At 59.2% G+C, this 22,535-nt stretch carries 20 protein-coding genes; 14 read left to right on the top strand and 6 right to left on the bottom strand.

Annotated features, from left to right (window positions below; all coding sequences use genetic code 11):
- Positions 1 to 1,566, bottom strand: a complete 1,566-nt coding sequence (locus tag KP808_RS14520; RefSeq protein WP_230016374.1) for an MFS transporter — start codon at positions 1,564 to 1,566, stop codon at positions 1 to 3.
- A 158-nt stretch (positions 1,567 to 1,724) separates the two neighbouring features.
- Between KP808_RS14520 and KP808_RS14515 the strand changes: the two genes are divergently transcribed.
- Together KP808_RS14515 and KP808_RS14510 are read left to right on the top strand one after the other, a co-directional pair.
- Complete coding sequence (locus tag KP808_RS14515) at positions 1,725 to 2,621, top strand: LysR family transcriptional regulator (RefSeq protein WP_230016373.1); 897 nt, start codon at positions 1,725 to 1,727, stop codon at positions 2,619 to 2,621.
- Between the two features lie 42 nt (positions 2,622 to 2,663).
- Positions 2,664 to 3,308 (top strand): glutathione S-transferase N-terminal domain-containing protein, encoded by a 645-nt coding sequence (locus tag KP808_RS14510; protein ID WP_230016372.1) that lies wholly within the window; start codon positions 2,664 to 2,666, stop codon positions 3,306 to 3,308.
- 79 nt (positions 3,309 to 3,387) lie between these two features.
- On the opposite strand, the gene KP808_RS14505 is transcribed toward KP808_RS14510, so the two are convergent.
- Positions 3,388 to 3,999: a PulJ/GspJ family protein gene (locus tag KP808_RS14505; RefSeq protein WP_230016371.1), complete on the bottom strand. Its 612-nt coding sequence runs from the start codon at positions 3,997 to 3,999 to the stop codon at positions 3,388 to 3,390.
- Positions 3,996 to 4,457: a prepilin-type N-terminal cleavage/methylation domain-containing protein gene (locus tag KP808_RS14500; RefSeq protein WP_058408200.1), complete on the bottom strand. Its 462-nt coding sequence runs from the start codon at positions 4,455 to 4,457 to the stop codon at positions 3,996 to 3,998. Before KP808_RS14500 ends, KP808_RS14505 begins: the two co-directional genes overlap by 4 nt.
- Before the next feature lie 104 nt (positions 4,458 to 4,561).
- Here KP808_RS14500 and KP808_RS14495 point away from each other — a divergent pair, with 104 nt between their 5' ends.
- Entirely contained in the window at positions 4,562 to 4,996 is a 435-nt protein-coding gene (locus KP808_RS14495) for a general secretion pathway protein GspC (RefSeq protein WP_122259497.1), read from the top strand.
- 5 nt (positions 4,997 to 5,001) lie between these two features.
- On the opposite strand, the gene gspI is transcribed toward KP808_RS14495, so the two are convergent.
- Positions 5,002 to 5,394: a type II secretion system minor pseudopilin GspI gene (gene gspI / locus KP808_RS14490; RefSeq protein ID WP_230016370.1), complete on the bottom strand. Its 393-nt coding sequence runs from the start codon at positions 5,392 to 5,394 to the stop codon at positions 5,002 to 5,004.
- A 176-nt stretch (positions 5,395 to 5,570) separates the two neighbouring features.
- Here gspI and gspG point away from each other — a divergent pair, with 176 nt between their 5' ends.
- Genes gspG through gspF form a run of 7 tightly spaced genes read left to right on the top strand, consistent with a single transcriptional unit; the run spans position 5,571 to position 13,687 of the window.
- A complete protein-coding gene (gspG, locus tag KP808_RS14485; RefSeq protein ID WP_230018893.1) occupies positions 5,571 to 6,020 on the top strand; it encodes a type II secretion system major pseudopilin GspG in 450 nt (149 codons plus the stop codon).
- A complete protein-coding gene (gene gspK, locus KP808_RS14480; RefSeq protein ID WP_058402217.1) occupies positions 6,008 to 7,003 on the top strand; it encodes a type II secretion system minor pseudopilin GspK in 996 nt (331 codons plus the stop codon). Before gspG ends, gspK begins: the two co-directional genes overlap by 13 nt.
- Positions 7,000 to 8,172: a type II secretion system protein GspL gene (gene gspL, locus KP808_RS14475; RefSeq protein ID WP_230016369.1), complete on the top strand. Its 1,173-nt coding sequence runs from the start codon at positions 7,000 to 7,002 to the stop codon at positions 8,170 to 8,172. Before gspK ends, gspL begins: the two co-directional genes overlap by 4 nt.
- A 4-nt stretch (positions 8,173 to 8,176) precedes the next feature.
- Positions 8,177 to 8,725 (top strand): type II secretion system protein GspM, encoded by a 549-nt coding sequence (gene gspM / locus KP808_RS14470; RefSeq protein ID WP_230018891.1) that lies wholly within the window; start codon positions 8,177 to 8,179, stop codon positions 8,723 to 8,725.
- Entirely contained in the window at positions 8,725 to 11,061 is a 2,337-nt protein-coding gene (gene gspD, locus KP808_RS14465) for a type II secretion system secretin GspD (RefSeq protein WP_230016368.1), read from the top strand. The genes gspM and gspD overlap by 1 nt, the downstream gene beginning before the upstream one ends.
- Complete coding sequence (gene gspE, locus KP808_RS14460) at positions 11,058 to 12,476, top strand: type II secretion system ATPase GspE (protein ID WP_058402221.1); 1,419 nt, start codon at positions 11,058 to 11,060, stop codon at positions 12,474 to 12,476. Before gspD ends, gspE begins: the two co-directional genes overlap by 4 nt.
- On the top strand, positions 12,476 to 13,687 hold the full coding sequence (gene gspF / locus KP808_RS14455; protein WP_230016367.1) for a type II secretion system inner membrane protein GspF: 1,212 nt from the start codon (positions 12,476 to 12,478) through the stop codon (positions 13,685 to 13,687). The genes gspE and gspF overlap by 1 nt, the downstream gene beginning before the upstream one ends.
- Before the next feature lie 102 nt (positions 13,688 to 13,789).
- On the opposite strand, the gene KP808_RS14450 is transcribed toward gspF, so the two are convergent.
- Positions 13,790 to 14,929: a pectate lyase family protein gene (locus KP808_RS14450; protein WP_058402223.1), complete on the bottom strand. Its 1,140-nt coding sequence runs from the start codon at positions 14,927 to 14,929 to the stop codon at positions 13,790 to 13,792.
- 336 nt (positions 14,930 to 15,265) lie between these two features.
- Positions 15,266 to 16,570 (bottom strand): sensor histidine kinase, encoded by a 1,305-nt coding sequence (locus tag KP808_RS14445; RefSeq protein ID WP_230016366.1) that lies wholly within the window; start codon positions 16,568 to 16,570, stop codon positions 15,266 to 15,268.
- Between the two features lie 513 nt (positions 16,571 to 17,083).
- Between KP808_RS14445 and KP808_RS14440 the strand changes: the two genes are divergently transcribed.
- From KP808_RS14440 to KP808_RS14425, 4 genes are all read left to right on the top strand, one after another.
- Complete coding sequence (locus tag KP808_RS14440; protein ID WP_230016365.1) at positions 17,084 to 18,691, top strand: M10 family metallopeptidase; 1,608 nt, start codon at positions 17,084 to 17,086, stop codon at positions 18,689 to 18,691.
- 342 nt (positions 18,692 to 19,033) lie between these two features.
- Entirely contained in the window at positions 19,034 to 20,437 is a 1,404-nt protein-coding gene (locus tag KP808_RS14435; RefSeq protein WP_230018889.1) for an amidase, read from the top strand.
- 80 nt (positions 20,438 to 20,517) lie between these two features.
- Positions 20,518 to 21,276 carry a DeoR/GlpR family DNA-binding transcription regulator gene (locus tag KP808_RS14430; RefSeq protein ID WP_230016364.1) on the top strand — a complete coding sequence of 253 codons (759 nt, stop codon included), beginning with the start codon at positions 20,518 to 20,520 and terminating at the stop codon, positions 21,274 to 21,276.
- Positions 21,254 to 22,534, top strand: a complete 1,281-nt coding sequence (locus tag KP808_RS14425; RefSeq protein WP_230016363.1) for a M20 family metallo-hydrolase — start codon at positions 21,254 to 21,256, stop codon at positions 22,532 to 22,534. Before KP808_RS14430 ends, KP808_RS14425 begins: the two co-directional genes overlap by 23 nt.
- The last annotated feature ends 1 nt before the right edge of the window (position 22,535 follow it).

Raw genomic sequence — 22,535 nt, 5'->3', positions numbered from 1 at the left:
TCACTTGGCCTCTCCCGCCAGATCAAGCGTGTCGGATGGCTCAAGTGGCGGCTCGTCATGAGCGCGCACGCGACCGAGCAGGACAAAGACTGCCACTGCCGTCAGCACGGTGGCGGCGCTGAGAATGAACAGCAGATTGCGGAACGCGGTGGCGTACTGTTGGTGCAGCAGTTCTGCCTGACCGGGCAGTAGGCTGATCGCATTCTGCAGATCGCCCAATGCGGCGCGGTTGGCAGCGTTTGTCACCACATCAGGCGCGACACCCGTCAGGGCATCGAACAGGCCCCACTGAATGAACGTGGCCAGCAGTGCGCCTGCGGTCGCAATGGCTATGCCGTCGGCAGAAACGCGCACGGCATTGAAGATGCCGGTAGCCATACCGGCGCGTTCCTTTTCAACCACACTGATCGCCATGCCATCCATCAGCCCCCAGGGCAGACCGATGCCGATGCCGATCAAGGCCATCGGCAGCAAGGCGGTTTTGATTGCTCCGCTGTCCAGCGCCAGCGCGAGCCACAGCAGGCCGACAGCCACCAGCAGCAGACCGATACCGGACAGCAGCCCGGAGGTAAAGCGACGTGCCAGTTGTGCGGCAAGCATCGGTACGATCAGCAGGGGCGCGGCCAGTGCGGTCATCATCTGTCCGGTTTCCAGCGCGCTGAGTCCGTCGATACCAATGAAGCGTGCTGGCAACATGATGATCAGCACGACAAAGAAAAATGCCGGACTGGCCGCAAGAATCTGCACGCCGACAAAGCGCGCGCTCTTGAACAGCGACAGATCAAGCATGGGTCTGGCCACGCGCCGTTCCACTGCAATGAATATCCAGAACAGCAACAGTGAACCGATAATGCCGCCCATGACCAGTGGATGGGTCCAGCCGTCTTCAGGGGCGAGCAGGATTGCGTAGGTGAACAGCGTCAGTGCCGCGGTAAAGCTGATCGCCCCTGGCCAGTCCATGCCGGTGGCATTGGGGTCTCTGGATTCTGTAGCGCTGAAAAGCACCAGAAAGAATCCCGCAACCCCAATAAGAGCCGTTGCGTGGAATGACCATTTCCAGCCAGCCGAGTCGACCAGCGAGCCCGCCGCGAGAGGGCCGAAGGCCAGGCCTATCCCGAACGTGGTGCCCAGCAGGCTGAACACTCGGGTGCGGTCCGCTCCATGGAAGGTCTGGGCCAGCGATGACATTGCGCCAGCGAACGCTGCTGCACCGCCCAGCCCCTGAATCAGGCGAAGTACATCAATCTGCACGACGGATGAGGCCATCGGAATGGCAAAGGTGGACAGCACGAATATCGCCAGTCCGATCAGCCATACGCGTTTTCTGCCGTAGATATCCGTCAGGCTTCCAGCGGCCATCATGGCGCTGCCGTAAGTCAGGATGTAAGCGTTGATGACCCAAGTGAGCTCGACGGCTGATCCGCCCAGTGCCTTGTTTATCGAGGGCAGAACCACGGCAGGGCCAGTGAAGCACAACGGAATCAGGATGCCTGTCAGGCAGGCGGCAAACAATTGTCCCCAGCGTCTGGTAGCAGACGATGCTTGAACCTGGCTTGCTGAAGTCATGTGCAATTTTCCTGTGAAGCGTGCGCAGTTTTCGGTGCATTGCACGCGTTTATCCAAGGGCAGTTGCCCTGTCGGGAGATTAGGGGTTGCGTCTGTAAACAAAAACAGGCTTATGTTCCGAAGGTATAGGACAGGGCTGTCCTTAATAGGAGTGGGTATTGGAATCGCTCGGTAGCATTGCGGTGTTTGTTCTGGTCGCGGAAACACGGAGTTTTACCCAGGCTGGAAAGCGCTTGGGTATTTCATCGTCGGGGGTAGGCAAGAGTATCGGCCGTCTGGAAGAGGGCCTGGGTGTCAGGCTTTTTCATCGCAGTACGCGCAGTATTGCCATGACCCTGGAGGGCTCGATATTTCTGGAGCGCTGTCGCCGTATTCTGTCGGAGCTTGAAACGGCAGAAATGGAGTTGAGCAATGCCAGGGATCTGCCCAGAGGCAGATTGCGCATCAGCCTGCCCTTGGTCAGCGGCCTGGTCATGCCGGTTATCATCGAGTTCATGCGCACCTATCCCGATATCGAACTGGACATCGATTTTTCCGACCGCATGGTCGATATCATCGAGGAAGGCTTTGATATCGTCCTGCGCACGGGAGACCCCGGCGACTCGGGCCTGATGTCAAGGCGGATGGGGGGCTTTCAATTGAAAATCGTCGGCGCTCCGGACTATTTTTCCCGGCGCGGGACACCTCAACATCCAGCAGACTTGAGTCGACACGCCTGCCTGTTGCACAAGTTTCCCTCTTCGGGCAAATTTGAACACTGGCCGCTACGTCGCGAGGCCGGTGCCGATGATCTCGATTTGCCCCAGGTGATGGTGTGCAACACGACGGAAGTTCTTGTTGATGTTGCGCGGGCAGGGTTGGGAATTGCCTGCCTGCCGGACTTCATGATTTCATCGGCCATTCGCAATGGCGAGTTGGTGCCAATACTGACCGACTACACGGTGCACACCGGAAGTTTCAGGTTGCTCTGGCCATCGAGCAAGCACCTTTCCCTGCGCCTGCGGGTATTCATCGACTTTATGCACGCCCATTTGTTTGCTCCTGCGTCTGTGTGACCGCGCGGACCGAGCATGTAGCACCTGACAAGGAGCATTGGCATGTACACGCTTTTTGGCACAGAGGGTTCGGGGTCCGCAGCCATCGAGATAGCGCTTTGGCGCTGCTCGGTTCCTTTTACCTTGTTCAGGGCCTGTGCGTGGGAGGAGGGGCCAGGCAAGGAAGCATTGCGGCGGGTCAATCCATTGCTGCAGGTGCCCACGCTGGTCCTGGCTGATGGCACGGTGCTCACCGAAAGCGCTGCAATTCTGATTCATCTGGGACTGGAGCATCCAGAATCCGGGCTGCTGCCCAGCAAGCCTGCCCTGCGCGCTCAAGCCCTTCGCGCGCTGGTCTACATCGCCGCCAACTGCTACGCCCCGATCGGGATTATCGATTACCCGCAGCGCTGGCTGTCGGGCTCCGACGAAACGCAGGCTACGCTACTCGAAACCGGCACCCGCGCGCGGTTGCATGAAAACTGGGAGACATTCGCGGATCTGTTCGCCAACGCAGGCTTCTGGCGTTGTGATGATCCCGGTGCAGTTGAGATTCTGGCTTGCATCGTGACCAGATGGGGCGGTGCGCGCGAGCATCTGCATAACACCCGGCCTGACTTTCATGCGCTGCTGTTGCAGGTCGACGCTCAGCCGGTGGTCAGCGCAGTGATAAGGCGTCATTGGGGCTTGAGAGGTCTGGAGGCGTGATTAAAGCAGACCCTTTTGAAGACGTGACGCCAGAATGGACTCAAACCATCGTCCCTCAGTCGCCTGTAAGCAATGCTCGCTAATTCAGCGGCCCCAGCACCTTTCGATAGCGCTCGCCGCCATTACGGGTATGTAGCGTGAGCACAATTTCCAGCCCGTCGGGATTGTCTTCCTTGTGGCTGTCGAGCGGTTGCCAGCCTCCGACAGTTCTCCAGACCCTTATTTTTGCCTCGACGACATGGTCGAGCACCGCTATTCCTTCATCGGGAGCGGGTAGGGGGTAGAGATTGCTGCTGTCTGCGGCCGCGCGATACAACCTGTTGTCCTTTAGCCACCAGCGGATTCGCTGTAGTCCTTCCCCGGCCGTGGCCGCACTGCGAATGACGTCAAGTCGCATACCGTTCCTTTCCGCACTGCGAATACTGATGGGTATCAACGTTTTTGCCTGCGGATCCGGTTCTTCGCCAGGCAGCGGTTTTTGCAGCTCGACGCTGGCACGCATGGCCACGTCGCGCTCCAGCTGGTTCAGCGCTCGCAGTACGGACTCGGTGTGCCCGGTGCTTTCGCGTAACTGGATATCGGTGCGAGTGATGCTCTCCAGCCCACGCCAGGCAATCAGGCTGACGATGGTCATCAGCAGGATAGCCACCATTACTTCCAGTAATGTGAAGCCGCTTTGCCTTGCCTTCATGGAGGGCTGACCACCTGCAGTTGACCCAGCGCGCTACGCTGCAGGCTCAAGGATCGTTCACCGTCAGAGAGCTGGATGCGCAGCGGTGCGACGATCCATTCGGGACCTGACACCACTCGCTGCGCCGGGTCTACGCTGATGCGTATGGAGGGTGTTTCCCAGGCTCTGAAACGCAGCTGCGGGTCGTTCATGAAGCGGTCGTAGCCCACGCCGTGCTCGGCACGTCGTGCGAAACCAAAGCCTTTGCCATCGACCAGCAAGGTGATTGGCCGACCGTCGACCCTGGCCTCGACCTGTGCAATGTGCAGCATATGTGCAAGGCGTTCTGCGTCCTTGCGCAGCAAAGCGGCAGGATCGGGTTTGATGCTCATGCTCACCGTTGCGCTGACGATGCCAATGATGACCAGAACCACCATCAACTCGATCAGGGTAAAACCCCGTTGTGTGTCCATACTCATGATCGGTGGCTCCCTGATGACGCTTGTATACGGATCAAAGCGGGTGCCAGGCATTCTGATGCAGTGATGTAGACTGCCCCGGCAGACGAACAGGAGGTTCAGTCATGGCATTTTCGTTTCATCCATTATCAGCGCCGCGCCTGGTGCAATCGGCGGCCTTGATTGCAGCACTGGCGGGTATCGCACTCTGGTCGTCGCTGTTGCTTGCTCCCGAGCCTGTACGTGCACCTTTGCCGGAAAGCGCCGCTCCCGCTGCGGATGTCGGCAGTCCTGCCCGACAGTGGTTCGCCAACCAGCCGCTTCAGGTCCGGATCAAGGTCAGCGGGGTCATGGCCGGGATCAAAGGCGCTGTGGCGATTCTCACTGTCAACGATAGACCGCCGCGCAGCTATCTGGCGGGCGATTTGCTCGCCAGGGATGTACGGCTGGTGGCTATCGAGAGTGATGGAGTAGTGATCGAGCAGGGTACCGAGCGCACACGATTCAAGGTCGCCAGCCTGGCGGGCCTGCCGGAGTTGCCCAGCCTGCTGCGTCGTTGAAACGCTCATGGAGACTCTTTCAGCGGGCGTCGGATCGCTATAACGGTATCGAGGCGGGCCAGTGGCGGCGCTTTATTGTCCCGCTGTAATACTCGCAGACTGACCCGCATCAACATTCCGTCTGCACTGGCTTTGAGTGTCTGTTCACAGGTCAGCGAGAGCCTGCCCTGGTCGCACTTGCGGGTTGTGAAACCAGGCCTGAGCCTTGCCATCATGCGTAATTCGGCCAGTTGGTTCTGCGCCTCCAGCAGCGCAATGGCGCGGTCGCGCAACACACCGTTGTTGAAGGTCATTACCCCGCTCAAGCGCACGGCCGCCGCCATTGCCACGGTGATGATCAACAGCGCCACCAACACTTCGATCAGGGTGAAGCCTTTCTCCTTGTGCGGTTGCAGCATGGGTGCCTCCTGGCAAATCCTCCTGCTCCATACAGGCAACAAAACGATAGCACCGGACCAGCATCTGATTATTCATGAATGGCTCACCATAAGGTTTGAGCAGATTTATCGTGTCACGCCGTTGCGGCGTCTACACTGCGGGACAGATGAGGATCATCAAGGATATGGATATGGATATGGATGTCGCACGCGTCAAGCCTCGGTCTGGAGGCCGTCGCGGCCAGGACGGCTTTACCCTGATCGAAATCATGGTGGTGGTGGTTATTCTCGGCATTCTGGCCGCTGTTGTGGTGCCCAGGGTTCTTGATCGTCCGGACCAGGCGCGGGCTGCTGCTGCGCGACAGGATATCGCAGGGCTGATGCAGGCGCTCAAGCTCTATCGCCTCGACCACGGCACTTACCCCAATCAGGCTCAGAGCCTCAAAGCTCTGGTCGAGCGGCCGGTCAACTTCAACAAAAACAACTGGCGCGCCTATATCGAGCGGCTACCCGACGATCCGTGGGGGCGCCCCTATCATTATCTGAACCCCGGCGTTAATGGCGAGGTGGATCTTTTTTCTCTGGGTGCCGACGGTCAGCCCGATGGCGAGGGTGTCAATGCCGATATCGGCTCATGGCAGCTCTGAATATGGCGCTGAGCACTTACCCGTCAAGCGCAATCAGGCAAGGCGGCTCGGCAATTATCGGTGCCCTGCTGACCGTCGCGATTGTCGCGGTCATCGCTGCCGGTATGCTGACCCGTCAGAGCGTCATGATTCGCACGGTAGAAGCCGAGCAGTCGCGTATCCAGAACAGCGCAGCGCTGATGGCCGGGCTGGACGCAAGCCGCATGCTGTTGTGGGATTCACGTCGCAAGAGCCGGGCGACTCATCCTGGCCAGGCGTGGGCGCAGCCCCTAGGCCAGAGTCCATCCGATCGACCTGAAGAAGGTTTTCACGGACGACTGGAAGACCAGCAGGGCAAATTCAACCTGCGCAACCTGCTGCGCAATGGTCAGCTGGAAATCGGTCAACTGCGCAGTTTCGAACGCTTGTGTCAGATGATTTCCATCAGTGATGTTCTCTGCCAGAGCATCAGCCAGCGGGTGCTTGGCTCATACACACGTTTTTCGACTCCGGTAACAGGCACGGTCAGCGGGACATTCGCGAGCGGGCGGGAGACTTCTTCGGCGATGCGCAAGCCCATCCCGGCATCATCGGTGACACTGCGCAGCCTGGATGATCTGCAAGGGATGCAGGGTTTGAGCGATCAGGTACTGGAGCGGCTGAAACGCTACGTGTGCATTCTGCCAGCCAATACCTGGGTCAACAGCAATACAGCGAGTGCGGAGGTACTGGCAGCGGTGGTGCCCGGTTTGTCATTGCCCAGTGCGCAAACGGTGGTGGCCGAGCGCGACAAGGGACAGTGGTTTGCCTACCGTCTGGAAATCATCGCTCGCATGCAGGTGCCGACCCAGGCGGCTGACGGGCTTGAAATCGGTGTAGCAAGCGAGTGGTTTGTGTTCCGTGGCGAGGCGCGCAGAGATGGACGCCAGGCCCGCATGGAGGCCTTGCTGTATATGCGCGATGACAGCGTGCCTCGTGTTATCTGGTCACGGATCGGCGCATGAGCCGGTTGCGGATTGCCCTGCCTGCTCTGGAACAACTGAACCCGGAGACGCCACTGCTATTCGTCCGGCTGGACAGCCAGGGCAAGGTTGTTGAAAGCGGCCTGAGCAGTTTGCTGGACTTGAAGCAGGGCGGCGCACTGCAGCCGGTGGAAGCGTTTCTGCATCCACTGGACAGTCTGCTGGCCCGGATCGAAACGCCGCCGCTGACTGCGTCGCGGATCAGAAGCGCTGCGCTGTTAGCCGCTCAGGGACTGATACTGGGCGGCAGTGAGGTGATGCACATCGCCAGCAGCCCGCGCTATGCCGACGGGGCTGTTTATCTGGGCTGGTTACCGTCAACTGCGCTGGAACGTCTGAGCCGATTGCTGAGTCAGTCGCGTCTGTCATTGCGCGGCCTTTACCCTGCGCCCTATGGCCTGCCTGTGCCTGCACCGGGTCAAGTCAGTGTCGTGCTGCGGGATGAGCACTGGCTGCTGCGTCACAGTGCCGGGCAAGGCAGTGTGCACCCGCGGCTGACCGAGATCCCTGATGCGCACCTGGCCAACGGCCGCGAGTTGCACCGGCTGGACGACGAGGGCACGGCAAGCCCGGAAACATCGGCTGGCCTGCTCCTGGGCGGGCCGTCACCCGGCTGGAGCCTGCATGCAGGAACGGGAGCGGCGAAAGTCAAAACATCGGGCTGGACCGCAGCATGGGTCTGCTGCGGTTTGGCTGTCGGGGTATGGGCGCTGGGCTTGAATCTGTACGCCGCTCGCGAGGCTGCCCGAGGACAGCAACTCAAGACCGGTATGGTGCAGCGGGTCAGCCAGGCCTTTCCTCACTTGCCGGTCATTCTCAATCCTCTGCAACAGGCCCGGCAGCAGGTGGCGGCACTCGAAAGCGGTTCAGCCGCCGGCACCGACAGCGGATTCGAACAACTGGTAAAAAGCGCCGCTGAAGCTTTGCCGTTCCTGGCGGGTAGCGTGCAGCGCCTGGCCTATTCGGATGGCCGCCTGCAACTGCAACTGTTGCCCGATAACGCCCAGCCTGCTGTTGACGATACGTTGCAGCGTTCGCTGGCGCAGGTGGGTCTGGCAGCCAGTCGCGATCGTCTCACCTGGAACCTGAGCCAGATGCCTGATCAAGCGGCCGATGCGCCCGGCGCTACGCCGGAGAGCGACGTTGAATAGCCGACTGTGGCAGCCATACGCCGACCGCTGGCGGCGACTGAGTGGGCGTGTGCGTGTTGTCAGGGCCGGTCTGTCGATCAGGGAGACGCGTCTCCTGTCGATAGGCGCGCTGGTGTTGTGCTGCCTGGTGACGTGGCTACTGATGGTTCAGCCTGCACTGAAGAAAATCACGTATTGGCAGGCGCAAACCCCTGTGTTGAGCGCCCAGGCCGAGACGCTCGAAACGCTGCTCAAGCAGGTGAGCGTGCCGCAGCGCCGAACAGGCCCGCAGGATCTGCAGCCAGCCTTGCAGCGCAGCCTTGAAGCCTTCGGGTTGTGGTCGTATTGCCAGCTTGAGCATGACGGTGAAGGGGCTGAGCGCAGTTGGCAACTGGCTTTCTATCACGCGCCAGCCGACGCAGTGATCGGTTGGCTGCTGGAGCAGCCGCAATTGTTTTCGTTACACATCAAGGACGCCAGCCTGCAACGTGCAGGCGAAGACGCTCAGGACCTGACAGGTCATCTGTCCGGGGTTGTTCGCATGGATCAGGCGCCGAGCGCAAAGGAAGCTTAATGAAGTGGAATGCCTTTACCTACACGTTGCCCTGTCGCAGCGTCGCACCGTTTTTCCTGCTGGCGCTGAGCGCGTGCAGCACCACATCGCCTGCGCCGCCTGAGCTGTTAGAGAGCGAGCTGGGTCAACCGTTGGCCAGAACCTTGCCCGCCAGCGACACACATGATCGCCAGCGCGCGCAACCGGGCGTCGCGCCGGGACAGAAACACACGTTGTCGAACACCGCACGCGGCCATACGCCAACCCGCAAGACAGTGGCTGCGCACGGCGCGCTGGGTGACCAGCCCATACAATTGAATTTTGTCGAAGCCGATATTCAATCGGTCGTGCGGGCGTTGTCACGCTCCACAGGTCAGCAGTTTTTGCTGGACCCAAAAGTCACGGGCACGCTGACGCTGGTCAGCGAAGGGCCGGTGCCGGCCTCTCAGGCTTATGAAATGCTCTTGGCCGCGCTGCGCATGCAGGGTTTCAGTGTGGTGGATGTCGGCGGTGTGGCTCACGTCGTGCCTGAAGCCGATGCCAGACTGCTTGGCGGTCCTGTCTACAGTGCCGACAAACCTTCCGGGAACGGCATGCTGACCCGTACGTTTCGTTTGCAGTACGAAAATGCGGTCAATCTGATTCCGGTGCTGCGGCCTATCGTTTCGCCGAACAACCCGATCAACGCCTACCCCGGCAATAACACCATCGTCGTCACCGACTATGCCGATAACCTGACGCGAGTGGCGCAGATCATCGACGGTATCGACACGCCCAGTGCCATCGATACCGACGTGGTGACCGTGCACAACGGTATCGCGGTAGATATCGCCAGCATGGTCAGCGAATTGCTGGATACTCAGGGCGGCGACGCGACCCAGAAGATCAGCGTGATTGGCGACCCCCGCTCCAACGCCATCATTATCCGCGCCGGCAGCCCGGAGCGTACCGAGCTGGCGCGCAATCTGATCTACAAGCTGGACAACGCCCAGAGCAACCCGAGCAATCTGCATGTTGTGTACCTGCGCAATGCCCAGGCGGGAAAGCTGGCCCAGGCTTTGCGGGGCTTGCTGACCGGTGAAAGTGACAGCGGTGCCAGCGATACCACCCGGACGATGCTCAGCGGCATGGGCAGCACCGGTAACAAGAACGACGTGCAAGGCAACAGCAGCGCAGGCCCTGTCTCCGGGACTGTAGCCGGAAGCGGTTATGGCCAGAGTAGCGCGTCGCCTTCGGTTGCCACAGCCGGTAGTCAGCAAGCCGAACAGAACACCGCGTTCAGTGCAGCCGGGGTGACCATCCAGGCTGATTCGACCACCAACACCCTGTTGATTTCCGCTCCGGAGCCGCTGTATCGCAACTTGCGTGAAGTCATCGATCAACTGGATCAGCGCCGTGCTCAGGTGGTGATCGAAAGCCTGATTGTCGAGGTCAGCGAGGACGATGCGAACCAGTTCGGCGTGCAGTGGCAAACCGGCAACCTGAATGGTAGCGGCGGCTTTGGCGGAGTGAACCTTGGCGGCAGCGGTTTGAATACCAGTGGCAGCACCAGCATCGACGTACTTCCCCCTGGCTTGAATGTCGGCGTGGTGAGGGGCGCGGTGACCATTCCGGGCATTGGCGAGGTGCTGGATCTGAAGGTGCTCGCGCGCGCTCTGAAGAGCAAGGGTGGCAGCAATGTGCTGTCCACGCCCAACCTGCTGACGCTGGACAACGAGGCGGCCAGTATCTTCGTCGGCCAGACCATCCCGTTTGTCACCGGCAGTTATGTAACGGGCGGTGGCGGCACCAGCAACAATCCGTTCCAGACGGTTCAGCGGGAAGAAGTCGGCTTGAAACTGAATGTCAGGCCGCAGATTTCCGAAGGCGGTACGGTCAAGCTGGACATCTATCAGGAAGTCAGCAACGTCGATCAGCGCGCCTCGCTGGCGTCAGGCACCGTCACCAACAAGCGCGCCATCGATACCAGCATCCTGCTGGACGACGGGCAGATCATGGTGCTGGGCGGCCTGCTTCAGGACGGGTACAACCAGAGCGATGAAGCGGTGCCCTGGCTGTCGAGGATTCCGCTTCTCGGCGTACTGTTTCGAAACGAAGCGCGTTCGACCAGAAAAACCAATCTGATGGTCTTCCTGCGTCCCTACATCATTCGTGACAGCGGCACAGGGCGCAACATCACGCTGAACCGTTACGAATTCATGCGCCGCGCACAGGGTAATTTGCGTCCCGAGCGTAACTGGATGCTGCCGGACATGCAGGCGCCGCAGTTGCCCTCTGCGGCAAAGGCGATTCCTGACCTGCAGCCTGCTGCCGGTCAGATGCCGCGGGCGGTCATTCGCGCAGTGCCTGTGCCATGAGTGCGCTGCCTTATGCCTGGGCCAGGGCGCAACGCATTCTCTTGCGTGAGACTGACGAAGGGGCGCTGCTGATCGTTTGCGACGCTACTCCCGGCTGGGCAATCAATGAGGCCCGGCGGCAGTTCGGTCCGGCGCGTCTGGAACAGGTCGGCACGCATCAACTGGAGGGGCTTCTGGCCGCAGCCTACGCCGACACCGGCAGCGCGGCGGCGGTAGTGGGCGCTGCAGAAAACGAAGCTGACCTGAATCGGCTGATGCAGGATATCCCGGAAATCACCGACCTGCTGGATGCGCAGGACGGTGCCCCGGTGATCCGCATGATCAATGCACTGCTGACCCAGGCGGCTCGCGACGAGGCCAGCGATATTCATATCGAACCCTATGAAAGCCATTCGGTGGTGCGCTATCGGGTCGATGGCAGCCTGCGTGATGTGGTATCGCCGCGCAAGGCGTTGCATGGCTCGCTGGTGTCACGGATCAAGATCATGGCCCAGCTGGATATCGCCGAAAAGCGCTTGCCTCAGGATGGTCGAATCGCCTTGCGGGTGGCCGGCCGGCCCATCGACATTCGCGTCTCGACCGTGCCTACCGGCCACGGTGAAAGGGTGGTAATGCGCCTGCTCGACAAGCAGGCCGGTCGTCTGCGCCTCGAAACCCTGGGCATGGCCCCTGATGTGCTGGCCAGACTCGACAACCTGATACGCCAGCCCCATGGCATTGTGCTGGTCACAGGGCCCACCGGCAGTGGCAAGACCACCAGTCTTTATGCCGCGTTGGCAAGGCTGGATGCCAGCACCAGCAATATCCTGACCGTGGAGGACCCGGTGGAATACGACCTGCCGGGTATCAGTCAGATTCAGGTCAACAGCAAAATCGACATGACTTTCGCCCTGGCATTGCGCGCCATTCTGCGTCAGGACCCGGACATCATCATGATCGGTGAAATCCGTGATCTGGAAACCGCCCAGATCGCCGTGCAGGCTTCACTGACCGGACATTTGGTGCTTGCCACCTTGCACACCAATGACTCGGTATCGGCGATCAACCGGCTTGTCGACATGGGCGTCGAACCGTTTCTCCTCGCGTCTTCTTTGCTTGGCGTGCTCGCGCAGCGCCTGGTACGCCGTTTGTGCCCACAGTGCAGACAACCCGACCCGACTGCGTCAGGCTGCTGGCGCCCGCAGGGGTGTGAGCGCTGTAGTGGAACCGGTTATAGCGGCCGCACCGGCATTCACGAGCTGTTCTGCATTGATGATGAGGTGCGCAGTCTGATCCATCAAGGTGCCGACATGCAGGCACTGAGGGCTGCGGCGCGCGATGCCGGCATGGTCAGCATGCGCGAGGATGGCCAGCGCTGGGTTCGCGATGGCACCACCGCTCCGGAAGAAATCATTCGTGTGACACGGGACGCTTGATGAGCCGCTATCACTATGAAGCTGCCGATGCGCAGGGCAGGATCGAATCCGGCCATCTGGACGCTGACAGTCAGGACGCGGTGATGGCTGATCTGCGCCAGCGGGGGCTGACTGCATTGCAGGTAAAGATCGACAGCCAGACCAGCAGTCATGGTGCAGGGGGGCTGTTCAGTATGCGCCTCTCGGACGCTGACCTTGCCTCGGTGACCCGACAACTGGCAAGCCTGCTGAGTGCCGGGCTGCCGCTGGATGAAGCATTGGGGGCCACGGTCGAGCAGGCCGAACGCCAACACATTATTCAGACCCTGAGCGCGATACGCACCGATGTTCGCAGTGGCATGCGTCTGGCCGAAGCGCTGGCCGCTCGCCCCAGAGACTTTCCGGACATTTACCGGGCCTTGATCGGGGCGGGGGAGGAGTCTGGCGATCTGGCCCAGGTCATGGAGCGGCTGGCCGATTACATAGAAGAGCGCAACGGCCTGAGGGGCAAGATTCTCACGGCGTTCATCTACCCCGGCGTAGTGGGGCTGGTCTCGATTGCCATCGTGATTTTTCTGCTGAGCTACGTAGTGCCCCAGATAGTCAGTGCGTTTTCTCAGGCGCGTCAGGACTTGCCCGGTTTGACACTGGCCATGCTGGCCGCGAGTGATTTCATCCGTGCCTGGGGCTTAGCCTGTTTGGGCGTATTGCTGGCGGCGTTGTGGGGCTGGCGAATCTGCCTGCGCAACCCGGCTACGCGCCTGAGATGGCACAGCCAGATCCTGCGCTTGCCCTTGATCGGTCGATTCGTGCTGGGGCTGAACACCGCACGCTTTGCATCGACCCTGGCGATTCTCGGTGCTGCCGGTGTGCCCTTGCTGCGGGCGCTGGACGCAGCGCGTCAGACCTTGTCCAACGATCGCCTCAGTCTGGCGGTGAACGAAGCCACGTCCAGGGTCCGTGAAGGCGTCAACCTGGCGGTGGCGCTGCGGATGGAAAAGGTCTTTCCGCCGCTGCTGATTCACCTGATTGCCAGCGGCGAAAAAACCGGGGCTTTGCCGCCGATGCTTGATCGTGCTGCGCAGACCCTTTCCCGCGATATCGAGCGCCGCGCGCTGGGCATGACTGCGCTGCTCGAACCTTTGATGATCGTGATTATGGGCGGCGTAGTGCTGGTGATCGTGATGGCTGTGATGTTGCCGATCATCGAGATCAATCAACTGGTCAACTGAGGGGCTCGATCCTGACGAAAGCAGTTTCATCGCCCGGCGATAACCTGCTCAATAAAAGACCCTCATCGAGAGGGTCTTTTATCGTCCTGTACAACCGGCGTATCAGATTTTGCCAGCGCCGGCCTTGGCCTTGACATCGGCCGCAACCTTGTCAGCCGCCAGAGGGGTGTAGCTGTACGGAGGGGTCCAGCCAATGCTGGTGCTCCAGGAACAGCTGATGACACTGCCGTTTACCAGCGACCCGCTATCACGGTAGACACTGCCGCCATAGTCGGCCGCAACCTTGCTGCAACCACTGATGCCGCTGATATCGAGCACATTGCGCTCAGAGAAGATTTTCGAACCTTTTCCGACGCCCTGGGCATACACAAACGGGTAGACCTTATGGCTGGTACTTCCAGTGTGGTAGTTGTTGTAAAGATGAACCTGACCAAACCGCACGCGCGGTCCGCGAGAGGAAATGTTCTCGAACAACGAGTTGTGAATGGTCACCTTCAGTTTGCCGTCATCGGTTGTTTTACTGTCACTTGAACCGATCAGGTTATTCTTTTCGTGATTCCGGAACACGGAATACGAAATGGTGACATAGTTGGCGCCGTTCTTGACGTCCAGTGCGCCATCATGGTGTTGTTTTGGACGACCATTGGCCGTGCCGTTCTGATCATCAGTGCGACGGCCGTCGGTAAACGTCACATGATCGATCCATACATTACTGGCACCTTCGACCGTCAGACCGTCGTACTCCGAGTTCCAGTTGCCAGCGCTGCCATCTTCCGGGTCCCAGACCGGTTCCGGGTCCCAGGGGTTCTCAATGGTCAGGTTGCGAATGATGACGTCGTTTTCCTTGGCGTAGAAAAACCCTTCCCTTATCTCGGCACTGCTGGAGGTGCCGACAATCGTGGTTTTGCCGGGGATGTCCAGGCGGGCGCGCTGCTTCATGTCAGAGGTTTTGGTGTACGGCTTGCCCTCGCTGACATCAATAACCCCCGTCACCTTGATAATCCGGCCGTTGCTGCCTGCCGACGCAGCCAGCGCGGCTTTCAGCTCGGCGGCGTTTTTTACCGTATAAATGTTATTCGCTGCTGCCCTTGAACCACCCTTTGTGCCACCGTTCTGCGTCGCCCAGCCGGTAGTGGCAACATCGGTGGCGATATCGGCGTGGGCAGACAGGCTGACAGACAATAGCGATACAAGAATGCCGCCCGTCAATGCGAGTGGCGTAAAACCATGAGGCTTCAACATATAATCTATTCCTTGATTAATGTGTGTACAACTTGCAGTCATTGCAACTGCGTGTCCCACAGCAAACATCCTGTTGCCAAGGCAGTAGCGCAAACAGAATGTTTGCTGTCGATTGAATATAGTCCTGAATCGGAAAGCGGCAGTGTTGCGTGTGTATTTTTTTGTAAAAGAGAACCAATGCCTTTTATTTTCTACACGCATCTAACGCGCAATAAGTACATCGCTATTGTTGCCGTGATGGTGGTGTAATTCATGCGCTGAATGCGTCTTCCGCAGCCCGTTATTCATTTAGTGAATAACAAAGCTGCGTGCGGCGCTCGTGAAGTAGTTGAACACTTAGTTCGTTAAATTGATCGGCCCCAGTATTCTCAGATAGAGATGCACGGTTGTCCCGTTTTCAGGTGCTGTTTCGACGCGTGCGCCTCCGCCTGCGTTCACCGCAAACTCCTGCACCTGAACAAGGCCCAGGCCGGCACCCGGTTCGGAGCGTCTGGTGGTGAAGAAGGGTTCGAATATCTGTTCCTTGAGATCGGCGGCCATGCCAGGGCCATTGTCGGCCACGCTGAGTACCAGGTAATCGCCTTCCGGCAATCGTGGATCTTCCTTGACTGACTCCAGTCGGGTGGCGATATGTACCTTGCCAGACCCTGACATTGCATCACGGGCGTTGGCCAGGAGGTTCAATACGGCGGCGTGCAACTGCGCTTCGGCGCACAGGACGCCCCAGCCCTGTGCGCTAAGGTCGAATGACAGTTCCAGATTGTCGCCTGCCGAGCGCAATAGCAGATCACGGGCGGCATCGATCCTTTCGCTGACATCGATGCAGATCAGTTCGGGGCCGTCCTGACGAACGCTGTCGAGTAAACGGGTGACCAGTTGTCGACCATGATCCACAGCCCGCAGGCCGGTGTCACTGAGCGTCTCGACATCGGTCGGTCGGCGCGAGCGCATGCGGACAAGTTGCAGGCTGGCGCTCAGCGCCTGGAGCAGGTTGTTGAAGTCGTGGGCGATGCTCGCTGTGAGCATTCCCAATGACGACACCCGCTGTGAATCGCGCAGATTGCGTTCAACGGCCAGGCTTTGACTCTGTGCGCTTTCGAGTCCCAGGGCCAGTTCTGCGGCATGGTGGTCGCGCTGCTGGGTAAGCAGGCGATATTGCATCAAGGCTGCGGTCTGGCGGGCCAGTGCCAGCAGGGCCAGACGTTGTTGTTCGGTCAGAACACGCGGCCAGATATCGATTATACACACGGTGCCCAGCGCATGGCCCGTATCGGTGCGAATCGGTGCGCCTGCATAAAACCGGATATAAGGAGGGCCCAGCACCAGGGGGCTCTCTTTGAAGCGAGGGTCGGTGGTGGCATCTTCTACGACCAGCACATCGGAAGGTTGCAGGATTGCATGTGCGCAGAAGGCCAGATCGCGGTGGGTTTCCTTGACGTCCAGGCCGATGCAGGCCTTGAACCACTGGCGTTCCCGGTCAACCAGCGAGACCAGAGCGATGGGCGCGTCGCACAGCGTGGTAGCGAGCAGCACAATGTCGTCGAAGTCCTGCTCGGGAGCGCTGTCCAGTATCCTGAGATGCTCAAGAGACAGGACTCGTTCTTCTTCGTTGGCAGGAAGTGGCGCAGGGTGGTGGGTCATGGGGCGCACCGCGATCAGATGAGATAAGGTCTTATGATGCCTATGATTTATACGGGGCAGCAAGGTACCCAGCGTATAAATGCGCGCGATCCGGCCGGATGCGTCAGGCTTCGGTTCTGTACCTGTCGCGAACGCTGAACCGTCTAGCGCGTCGACAGCCGTTACACGATAGCTCAACTGCACCCTCTTCGTTGCCGGCCTTGATCGGGTTCTCGCGTTTTGCCGTGAATGCTGATTGGCGGCTCGGGCAATGAACCCGGTCAGTTGGAATCGTGGGTTTAAAGAAGGTTTCATGTAGCGCTATTAGTAGGAGGCGTATAATAACTATAAAAGTATATTCGTAATAAGAAGTCTGCGAGTGTTGGTAATGCGTGTCCGGCATCCGTAAGTAGTTTGCTTGTAACGTATTGTGCCCATAGTGTGCCTGTTATGTAATAAACTGCCTGGCGATTTTTGCGTGGGCAAAGATCGTTGGTTAATCACTAGCGTGTGTATTCTTCAGGAGCATTGCTGATGCCCGGCCCAAATGATTCAAGTCCTGCCGAACTTTTGCCCGAAGGGTCTCCCGACGACAGAGTCACCAGCCTGTTGTGGGGGCCGTTCTGGTTAGGCGATTCAACCGGTACTCATCTCACTTACAGCTTTCATACTGCCAACTCCGTCTATGCCACTGACTACAGTCGCTCTCAGGAGCCCAGCGATGCCTATTCACTGACCGATGCCCAGGCAGCGGCGGCAAGAAGTGCGTTGGGTGCATGGAGTGCAGTGGCAGACATCAAATTCACCGAGGTTCAGGACACCCCGGACAATGTCGGAGACATTCGTTTTGGCGGCTTCAAGAGTCTGCAAAGTACTGAGTATGGCCAGGCTTACGCGCCAGGCACACTGGGCCGGTCCGGTGATGTCTGGATCGGTCCGAAAGTCAATGCGGCTGATCCTGCCAAAGGCACGGATGATTACCTGACGTTCATGCATGAAACGGGTCATGCATTGGGTTTGAAGCATTCGTTTGAAGCCTCGCAATACAACGATGTTTTGCTCGATGCCAAGTTCGAAGATGCCCGTTACACCATCATGAGCTACACCAACAACTACAGTTTCAAACCCACCACGCCGATGTTGCTCGATGTGGCGGCCATGCAGTTTATATACGGCGCCAACACCACCTATCACAGCGGTAATGACGTCTACAAATGGGCACCCGATCAGTCGGTGTTCGAGACGATTTGGGACGCTGGTGGCAAGGATACGATCGATGCCAGCAATCAGGCATCGTTTGTGAAGATCAACCTCAACGAGGGTGAGTTCAGCACCATCGGCAAGGCGTTCCTCGATTACAACCAGAACCCTGATGCCCCGACGCTGATGAACTCAGGGCTGGCGATTGCCTATGGTGCACACATTGAAAATGCCATTGGCTCTGCTTTCAATGACACGCTGATGGGCAACAGCCTGGATAACGTGCTTGATGGTCGTGGCGGTCTGGACACCATGATTGGCGGTCTGGGTAACGACACCTACGTTATTGATCAGGCTGGTGAGCTCGCTTTGGTGCAAGAGAAGGCCAATGAGGGCATCGATACACTCAAGATCACCTATGACAATACATCGCCGGTTGCCACAGTGATCGACCTGAATGCCGGCCCACTGGCCAACTTTGAAAACGTCCACCTCAAAGGTGAGGGCGAGTTCACGTTGCTGGGCAATGATCGCAACAATACCCTGACCGGTAACGATGCGAACAATGTGCTGTTCGGCGGCGCGGGCAATGACAAGCTGGTTGGCGGTCTGGGCGCAGACATCATGACCGGCGGCAGCGGCGCTGACCGTTTTGTGTTCAATGACCTTGCAGAAATGGGCAAAGGCCAGGCCAGCGACGTGATTACCGACTTCAACAGCCAGCAGGGCGACAAGCTGAGCTTCCTGAAGATGGATGCCAACGTGGACACCAAAGCCCTTGATGCTTTCAGCTTCATTGGCAGCGGCGAGTTCACCGGCGCGGGCCAGCTGCGGTTCGCCGACCACGTGCTGTCCGGCAACGTCAATGGTGATTTGCATGCTGACTTTGAAATCCAGCTGGTCGGTGTAACCGAGTTCCATGCTCACGATCTGGCGGTTTGATCGCTGACTTGAAATACCGGTTTCAATGACAGGACTGCGCCACGGACAGGCGCCGTTCTCTCTGCTTGCCCATCGCCTCCTTCTTTCTTCCTCCTGCCTCTTCCCGCCGTTTTAACTGCGCACCGCAATTGGGCGACGCAGGGTTTTGAGCTTTTTTTGGCACCGTGACGGTGCTGTTACAAAATTTAAAACCACAAATTCAATATATCCAACAAAACCCACTTGACGCGCCAGCCCCTGCTGAATGTAATGCGCCGACAGTCGTCGGCATTGGGCATCGCGCAGAAGTATCTCACTGATGAAAAAGAGGTATCTACATTGATTGAGCCACAGCCATCGTCCATGCCTGCCGTGATTGAAGCTGCCGCGCTTGTCCGCAAAGGCTGCATGACGCCGATACGCTTGACCGAGTTATGTCTGGCAACGATTGAAACCCACAATTCCACACTCAATGCGTTTGGTGATGTATACGCCGATGTCGCGCTTGAACAGGCCTGGACGATGACTGCCGAACTGCAGCGTGGTCAGGTACGAGGTCCGCTGCACGGCATACCCTTTGGCATCAAGGATCTCTTTTCCACAGCGGGACTGCGCACCACGCGTGGCTCGTTGACTGCTCTGGACTCGGTGCCGGTACAGGATGCACCGATCATTCGCCGCCTCAAGAATGCCGGTGCGATCATTCTGGGCAAGACAGCGACGACCGAGTTCGGCTGGACCGGCGCGAGTACGTCGCGGGTGTTCGGCAACGGACGTAACCCGTGGGACCCGACACTGACCAGTGGTGGCTCCAGTTCCGGTTCGGCGATTGCGGTGGCGGCGCGCATGGTGCCGGCCGCACTGGGCTCCGATGGTGGCGGCTCGGTGCGCATACCTGGCTCGTTCTGTGGCGCGTTTGCCCTCAAAGGCACCCTGGGACGCATTCCGACCTGGCCTTGGTCGGCCACCGAAATGCTCAGTCATGCCGGGCCGATTACCCGAACCGTGCGTGATAGCGCGTTGCTGTTCGATATCCTGTCGGGGCCGGATCCGCTGGATCACCAGGCGCTGCCAGCCCCTGACGAGTCCTTTCTGGCACGGTGTGACCAACCGCTGAACCCGTTGCGTATCGGCTTCTGCCCAACGCTGTTTGACACACCGGTCGACCCGCAAATCGCCGCAGCGGTTGAAGCTGCTGTGGGTAATATCGCCAGGTCGCTGCCCGTCACGGTCAGTACGCTCAAACCAGCCTGGCAGGACCCGCTGGCGACGTTCGAAACCCTGTGGGTTGCCGGACGCGGTATCGCCTATGGCAAGGCGCTTGCGCAGCAACTGGATCAGCTTGACCCTGGCTTTGCCGATCTGATCAGGCGTTCTGCCCAGTACAGCCTGAATGATTACTTGCAGGCACTTCAACAGCGCGCTGCGTTTGCCAATCAGGTCCATGCGCTGTTTGAAGATTACGATTTGCTGATCATGCCCACGTTGCCGATTCTGCCGTTTGCTGCCGACGACGTGGCACCGGCCGGTTATGCCGGGCAGGACGGCGCTGTGCCGTGGGCGCGCTGGACGCCATTTACTTACCCTTTCAACATCACCGGCAACCCGGCGGCCAATCTGCCCTGCGGGTGGAGTTCCGGCGGGCTGCCCATTGGTCTGCAAGTGGTCGGGCGACGCTTTGCCGACGCTCAGGTGCTGCAGTTCTGTGCCGCTGTGGAAGCCATCGCGCCATGGGATCAACACTTGCCACCGATGTTGGGGCAGTAGCCATGTCCCTCTTGCTTGCGGATCAACGGCCAACGGGCCCGGACACTGGAGTTCTTACTTTGCAACGGAATGTCACCCCCATGCTCAATCAGCCGCGTCTGGACGAAATCATGCGCCTGCTCGCCCAACAGCAGCGGGTCAAGGCGTCGGACCTTGCACAATTGCTGTTCGTGTCCGAAGAGACCATCCGCCGCGACTTCAAGTATCTGGAAGAAGAGGGCCGATTAAGACGAATTCACGGTGGCGCGATTCTGCCCAGATCCAGCGAAGAACTGCCTTTGCAGGAACGCAGCAGGCTCAAGCCCCGCGCCAAGGCGGGTATTGCTGCCCGCGCTGCGCAACTGGTCAGCGAAGGCATGGCGATCTTCCTCGACACCGGTACTTCGACGCTGGCGCTGGCCCAGCAACTGACGCGGTTCAGCCAGCTGAAGATCATCACCAACTCGCTGGACATCGCCCAGTTGATATCGCACCAGAGCGACAATCAGGTGCTGGTTGCGCCCGGCGATGTGCGGCGTACCGACAACGCCTTGATCGGGCCGCACACGCTGGAGTTCGCCCGACAGTTCCATTACGACATCGCCTTCATGGGGATCGGCGGCGTTGATCTGGACCTTGGGCTGATGGATTACCAGGAGCCGGAAGCCATGTTGCGCAGAACGCTGGTCAGGCACTGCACGCGCAGTGTTGTACTGGCTGATGATGGCAAGTTCGGTCATCGCACCTTTATCAATACTCTTCCGTTCGCCGCGATCACTACCCTGGTCACCAATCGCGCGTTATCCGACGAGTTTGTGACACGCCTGGAGAAAGATCATGTCGACACCCTCTATCCCTGAACTGATCGAGCCAGGTGAAACTGATCTGGCGGCATTCGAAGCACTGTTTCAGCAAAGCTCTGCCATTGGTGCAACACCTGCGGGTGGCTTGCACCGGCTGGCAGCATCGGCTGAAGACGGTCGGGTACGCGACCTGTTTCGGGACTGGCTGAAAGAGCACGGCTTTGAAGTGCGTGTCGATTCGATCGGCAACCTGTTCGGCCTCATGACGTTTGATCCCCAGGCGCCTTATCTGCTGTGCGGTTCACATCTGGACAGCCAGCCGAGCGCGGGTCGTTTCGACGGTGTATACGGCGTGCTTGCCGGTGCCGTGGCGGTGTCCAGTCTGGCGCGACAACTGCGTGAACGCGGTGAAATACCTGCCTGCAATCTGGCCGTCGTCAACTGGACCAACGAGGAGGGCGCCCGCTTTCAGCCGAGCCTGATCGGCAGTGGTGTATTTACCGGGGCACTGGCCCTGGAAAATGCCTGGGAAAGCCGTGATGGCGATGGCATCCGTTTGAAGGATGCGCTGCAGGCGATAGGTTATCTGGGTAATGATCAGGTTGATTTGAACATTGCCGGGTACGTCGAAATTCATGTCGAGCAAGGCACTGGTCTGGAGAGCAGCCAGACGGCAATCGGCGTAGTCCGGGAAACCTGGGCCGCGTTGAAACGCCGGGTGCGCTTCGATGGCGAGCAGAATCATACCGGCCCTACGCCCATGGCCGCCCGCCGTGACGCATTGCTGGCTGCCGCACACACCATTACGGCGGTGCGCGACGAGGCCGGGCAACATGGCTTGCAGATGCACAGCTCGGTAGGGCGTATCGAGGTGTATCCCAATTCACCCAATGTCGTGCCTTCCCGGGTCTCCCTGCTTATCGAGTACCGCTCCCGCGATGTCGGTCTGCTGAGCGCGGCAGGTGAACGACTGGACGCAACGCTGCACACCATCGCCGACAGGACCATGACGGAGTTTGAGGTGGAAAGCAGCGTACTGCGCCCGCCCGCCAGGCTGCATGACGGTTTTGCGGAGCTGGCGCACGCAGTAGGCGGCGAACTGGGCCTGTCGACCGCCGACAGCATGACGGTCGCTGGCCATGACGCAATCAGCATGAACCGCCATTACCCGGTGTGCCTGCTGTTCATCCCCAGCAGCAATGGCGTTTCCCATAACGAGGCCGAATACACCAGCGATCAGGACATGCGCAACGGTTTGCGCATGCTGACCGGGCTGTTGTATCGGGCTTGCACCTCATCCGCTTCGTTTCGTTGAG

The sequence above is a fragment of the Pseudomonas savastanoi genome (assembly GCF_020917325.1).
GTDB lineage: Bacteria > Pseudomonadota > Gammaproteobacteria > Pseudomonadales > Pseudomonadaceae > Aquipseudomonas > Aquipseudomonas amygdali.
This window is presented reverse-complemented; position numbering and strand designations above follow the sequence as displayed.